The 4,801-nt window shown below is 63.9% G+C and carries 5 protein-coding genes; 4 read left to right on the top strand and 1 reads right to left on the bottom strand.

Annotated elements, in window-relative coordinates; translation table 11 throughout:
• From V5E28_RS48625 to V5E28_RS48610, 4 genes are all read left to right on the top strand, one after another.
• The coding region (locus tag V5E28_RS48625; protein ID WP_336217125.1) for a helix-turn-helix domain-containing protein at window positions 1–307 on the top strand (307 nt) is incomplete at its 5' end.
• A 63-nt stretch (window positions 308–370) separates the two neighbouring features.
• The gene (locus V5E28_RS48620) at window positions 371–1,144 is read left to right on the top strand and encodes a hypothetical protein (RefSeq protein ID WP_336217124.1); all 774 of its coding nucleotides are present in this window, start codon (window positions 371–373) and stop codon (window positions 1,142–1,144) included.
• Window positions 1,141–3,198 (top strand): hypothetical protein, encoded by a 2,058-nt coding sequence (locus tag V5E28_RS48615; RefSeq protein WP_336217123.1) that lies wholly within the window; start codon window positions 1,141–1,143, stop codon window positions 3,196–3,198. Before V5E28_RS48620 ends, V5E28_RS48615 begins: the two co-directional genes overlap by 4 nt.
• Before the next feature lie 2 nt (window positions 3,199–3,200).
• Complete coding sequence (locus tag V5E28_RS48610) at window positions 3,201–4,043, top strand: hypothetical protein (RefSeq protein WP_336217122.1); 843 nt, start codon at window positions 3,201–3,203, stop codon at window positions 4,041–4,043.
• On the opposite strand, the gene V5E28_RS48605 is transcribed toward V5E28_RS48610, so the two are convergent.
• Window positions 4,024–4,587 carry a Pycsar system effector family protein gene (locus tag V5E28_RS48605; RefSeq protein WP_336217121.1) on the bottom strand — a complete coding sequence of 188 codons (564 nt, stop codon included), beginning with the start codon at window positions 4,585–4,587 and terminating at the stop codon, window positions 4,024–4,026. The two genes, V5E28_RS48610 and V5E28_RS48605, sit on opposite strands and share 20 nt — an antisense overlap.
• Between the last annotated feature and the right edge of the window lie 214 nt (window positions 4,588–4,801).

The raw sequence follows: 4,801 nt of genomic DNA, 5'->3' as shown, positions 1-4,801 counted from the left end.
CCGCTTGCAGTGGGCCAACCAGCGACGACTCGAATTTGCGGGCTACGACGCGGAGGTCTGCGTAGCCCGCATCCTTATCGCGCTTGCCGCTATGCACGGCCGCGCCGTTCGGGAGGGCATGGACATCGGGATTCCCCTGACGCAGGCGGAGCTAGGCAGCCTTATCGGCACTAAGGAGCCCACAGTGCGGAAGGCTCTGCGCTCGCTCGCAGCACGAGATTTGGTATTGCGCGGACCCCGGCGGGTTGTCATCCAGGACATGGACGGGCTGACGAAGTTCGCTGATTTCGACCTGCGGAACCGATAAAAATCGCGGTCGTTCTCCGCCCGGAGGCGCCACGGTACCCCTACAGCGAAGGAATGGAGTGAGATGAACGACGACCCGCAGTACCGAGCAATGCTGACCTACGACATCGAGGACTACAGCCAGCGCAACAACACAGATCAGTACGCCCTGCAGTCGGCCATGATCCGGCTGCTGGACCTCGCGGCGGGAGCGGCCGGGCTGGGCCTGCTGGACTGGAAGCGGCAGCAGCAAGGTGACGGCGAGTTCGTGGTCCTACCCCCAGCCATCCATCCCGCGCGACTTCTCGGTCCGTTCACAGACGCACTGCGCCAGGCTATCGACGCCCACAACGCCTCGCCGCAGCCCCGCCTGCGCCTGCGCTTGGCGATTCATGCCGGCCCGATCCACGTGGATGGACCTGCCGGGTCGCCGGGTAGGCACGCCGTGGAGAGCGGAAGACTGGTCAACGCCGATGCTCTTCGCGCAGCCCTGCGCGCCGTCAAGGACGCGAATCTCGGCGTGATCATCTCCGACACTTTCTATACCGACTATGTCGGCCAAGGCTATGGCGGACCACCTGCCGACCAGTTCCGGCGGATAAAGGCCAAGGTCAAACAGCAGGAGTACGTGGCGTACGTCCACCTGCCCGGGCACAACGTGCACGCAGTACCCGAACTGGGAGAGTTCGATGCCGACGGCGGCGAGAAAGCGGTCCATGGCGAACAGCCGCCCCAAGGCCGTCAAGTAAGCGTCGACGGCGACTGGTACGGCGGTAACAGCTACAACGTCTCGGGTGGCGGCAACAACTTCGCCGGCCGCGACATCATCACCAAACCCGGACAGAAGCCGTCGCCATGACCGGAGAGCCCCCCGTTCAGGAACCGACGGACACCAAGGCTGACGAGGCCCCGAGTTCGGAGAATGAGACAACTCGACCAGGGCCGCCCCTAACCGAGCGCATCGAGCAGGAGCAGAAGGAGCGTCGGCTGCGCAGTGAGATCATCAATGTGGGGCAAAGCTGGTACGGCGGCTCTACCTACCGGCTCGACCGAGGCGGCACGCTCAATGGGGCCGGCCGCGACATCATCCAGTATTTCGGCGGCGAAGAGCCTTCTGTCCACACACACCCCATACCCTCCGATGAATTCCACCGGATTCGGACGTGCCTGATCGAGACAGCGTCGCAGCGGCAACTGCTGGAACGGCTGGCGAACGTACCCGTCGTCTTACTCAGAGGTGACCCGCACAGCGGGAGGTGGACGGCCGCGTTACACGCGTTGATGCAGCAAGGTTTGATCTGCAATCACCTGGTCGTCAAGGACCCGAAGAAGGTCAGGCCCAACGATCTCCGGCCAGGCAACGGCTACGTGCTTCGGGTTGACGACGGGACCTGGCCTCGCCGCCCCCAGGCGGTGCTCGACCAACTCTGCGCCGTGGCGCGTGAGAGCGGTGCCGTGATCGTCGCCGTTGTCCCGAGCGACTGCGCGATCACGAAGTCCGTGGTCACACACGAGCCGCCCACTGCAGGAGATGTCATCCGTCGCTGGCTGCTCCACCTCTCCCCGGGCGTCGAGGAGGAACTCGATGCGGTGCGTGTTTCGCTAGACGAGCACGTCGCGGGCTGCCGCCCCTGGGAGGCTGTGGAGACAGCCAGGCAACTCGCGGACGGCCGACGGCAGGGGAAAACTCTCGCCGCCATGATCGCCGATCTGCCATACGTCGCCCTCGCCAAGCTGTCGGAGAGCCTGGAGAAGACCGTTCCCGTCCTGAGCAGACACTTCCTGGTCAGTAGCGCAGTGCTGTATGGGCTTCCCGAGGCCGTCGTGTCCGATGCCGCCTTGGCCCTAGCGCAGCGGATCAGGCAGGACGAGCAGCGAGAGGCAGTGGAGAAGGAAGACCAAGGCTTCCCGATATGGGAGCAGCTCAGCCAGTGGATCAGCCACCCAGGGCTGAACGCCGCGGAGGCTACCCTGGGCGGGGAGGGACAGCGCATTGAGGTCAGGCCGGGTATGGCCGATCGACTGCTGACCGCGGTCTGGGAACAGTTACCCGTCATCCGTCCGGCGCTCTACGACTGGCTCGCCGAACTTGTCCGCGACGACGACTGGCGGGTCCAGCTCAAAGCCGCCTATGCCGTGGGCAAGCTCGCGACCTGCGACTTCCAAGTCATCGACAAGCGGTTTTTCACGCCTTGGAGCCAGGAGGACGGCCACGCGAAGGTGCTCGCCTGGGCTCTGGAATATGCCACGCTCGCCGACCCCAACGTGGCGGCGCTGGTACGCGGGCGACTGAAGGACTGGACGACCGGCACTTCTCGCCAGCGACTTGCCGCAGCGCTGGGCTATGGATCAGCCGTCGGCATCCGGCACATCGACGAGGCGCTGAGTGCCCTCCACACGCTCGCGGCAGCTGCGGTGTATCTGGAGACGTGTGACCTTGTCGCCCGTTCTGTAGCCGAGGTGTACACCTCCGAGACGGCTCCCACAGTGCTGCGGGAGCTGACCCGTTGGGCTGCCCGGGACCATGTCGGCGAGCAGGTGACCGCTGCCCTGGCGTTCGTTCGCCTGGCCACGGCCGAGCAGGAAGAGGAGTCATATCCACCTCTGTGGCGGTATGAGGCGGTCGACGATCTCGCTCTGCTTTGGACCAACGCCCTCAGCTGGGGCCTGTCCACGAGGCGCAGGGATACGCGGTCGCCGGCGTACACACCGTCCGCCTGGCTTCTCATGGCCGAATGGGCAAAGCGCGCGGCGACCGAGCCGGCGATCAACGCCGTCATCGGCGAAGTGCTCGCCAGGACCACCAAGAGGCTCCGGCCCTCCTGGACGTTCCATCTGCACTTGTGGCACAAGCAGCGATCTATCACCGCCGCCGAGTTCACCGAGTACATCCGGCTCGTCAAGGAAGGTTGATCATGCCGCTCACCAAGCTCATCAAGCGCCCCGTGCTCGTACAGCGCTGGACGAAGCTCCCAGCCGCCACGACGTCCCAAGAGCCACCAACGGCCAGGGAGGAACCGGCGGTCACCCCCGAGGATGCCTCCTACGTCTTCACGGCACCAGCTCGGGGCGACGGGTTCAAGTTCGTAATAACCGTCTGGCTCTGGCGACGTTCGGCCACCGGCGCGCTCATCTTCCGCCCTTGGAAGGAGCTGAAGGAGGGCCAGGAGCATTCGATCAAGGACTACGTACGGGAAATCGTCCGCAGCTCACTGCGGCAGCACAGCATCTTCGACCCCGAGACGGCCGAACAGGCCGCGAACAGTGCCCTGCAGCGCTGGCTCAGGGAGCGGCCATCCGATTCCGTAACAGGCACTTGGCGGGCGACCATCGAAGTCGATGTACCCGAGGAGGTAAGGCAACTACGCTGTGCGCACGAGAGCGAGCTCTACAGAATAAGGGCCAGGGCGGACGAGATCGCACTACACATGACGAAGTTGCGTGCATCCCGCCGGCTCTGCGAGCAGTTCCTGACAGAAACGATGGACAGTTCCACGGCGCGACATGCGGTACGGCTCACGCAGGCACTCGAGAATGTGGCGGACATCACCGACAGCATGCTCAACGAGCGCGAGGAAAAGGCCAAGCAACTCGTGGACCTCCTAGCCAAGATCGTAGACACACAGCGGCACGCGAACGCCTTCGAACTGGTCATTTCCAGCGAGTCCGCATTGCGGGCGGCGTTCGAGCGGCTCGGCATCCCGCTCCCGCCACCGGACCCCAACTCCCCCCTCGCTCTCATGGAGGAGGCACGATGAGCACGTTGATCAGCGCCGCACTCACCGTGGCAGTCATCCCGGTCAGGAGCAGCCAGAATCCCCACCGGATAAGCCGGTACTTCTGACCAACGATCTGGCTGACCCGATGTAGCTGGTCAGCGATCCTTTCTAGGTCCAGCGTCGATGACCTCATCAGGGCACTGGAGACGGCTGCGGCAGACTTGAAGCGGAGCACATCGGCGTAGTACATGACAGCGCCGTTCTGCTCTCTACGGTCCAACCTGGGATACACGGCGCGGGCGAGCGCCACCACCGATGCCAGAGCCGCGGCCGCTCCTGTCCACCAAAGCCACTCGATGATGTTGGATAACTTGGACGGTGACCAACTGCCGGCGAGCAGCCCGCCCGCAACGGCACCGAGCCCGATACCCACAATGCCGAGAAGAACCTGGGCCTTAGTATCGTCTCGATTTAGCTCCTCGCGGGTCTCCTGCAGTAACTGGGCGCCGTAGGCACATGCGTCATTCTCTGCTGTCTGCTGCTGGTCTGGCGTCGTTGAAGCTCTAGCGATCTTGCAAAACATTAGCGACCTACTCCTCAAAAAGCAGCGCCATCATCGTATAGAGCGATGAGCCAGCCCAACAGCCATTGTCCTCCTATAGCGAGTGCTGCAGAAATGTAGGCATTCAGTAGCTCTCGATCTTGCTGGCGTGAGGGCTGTCCGCGAGGTGCGATGATCTTTGGGTGCCGAAGACCCCGGAGCGCCGTCCGTCGTATGACGAGCTGGCATCGCTGGT

It is taken from the genome of Nonomuraea sp. LPB2021202275-12-8, from assembly GCF_037044575.1.
Taxonomy (GTDB): Bacteria; Actinomycetota; Actinomycetes; order Streptosporangiales; family Streptosporangiaceae; genus Nonomuraea.
Note: the sequence above shows the minus strand (reverse complement) of the source record. Positions and strands in the feature narration are given on the sequence as shown.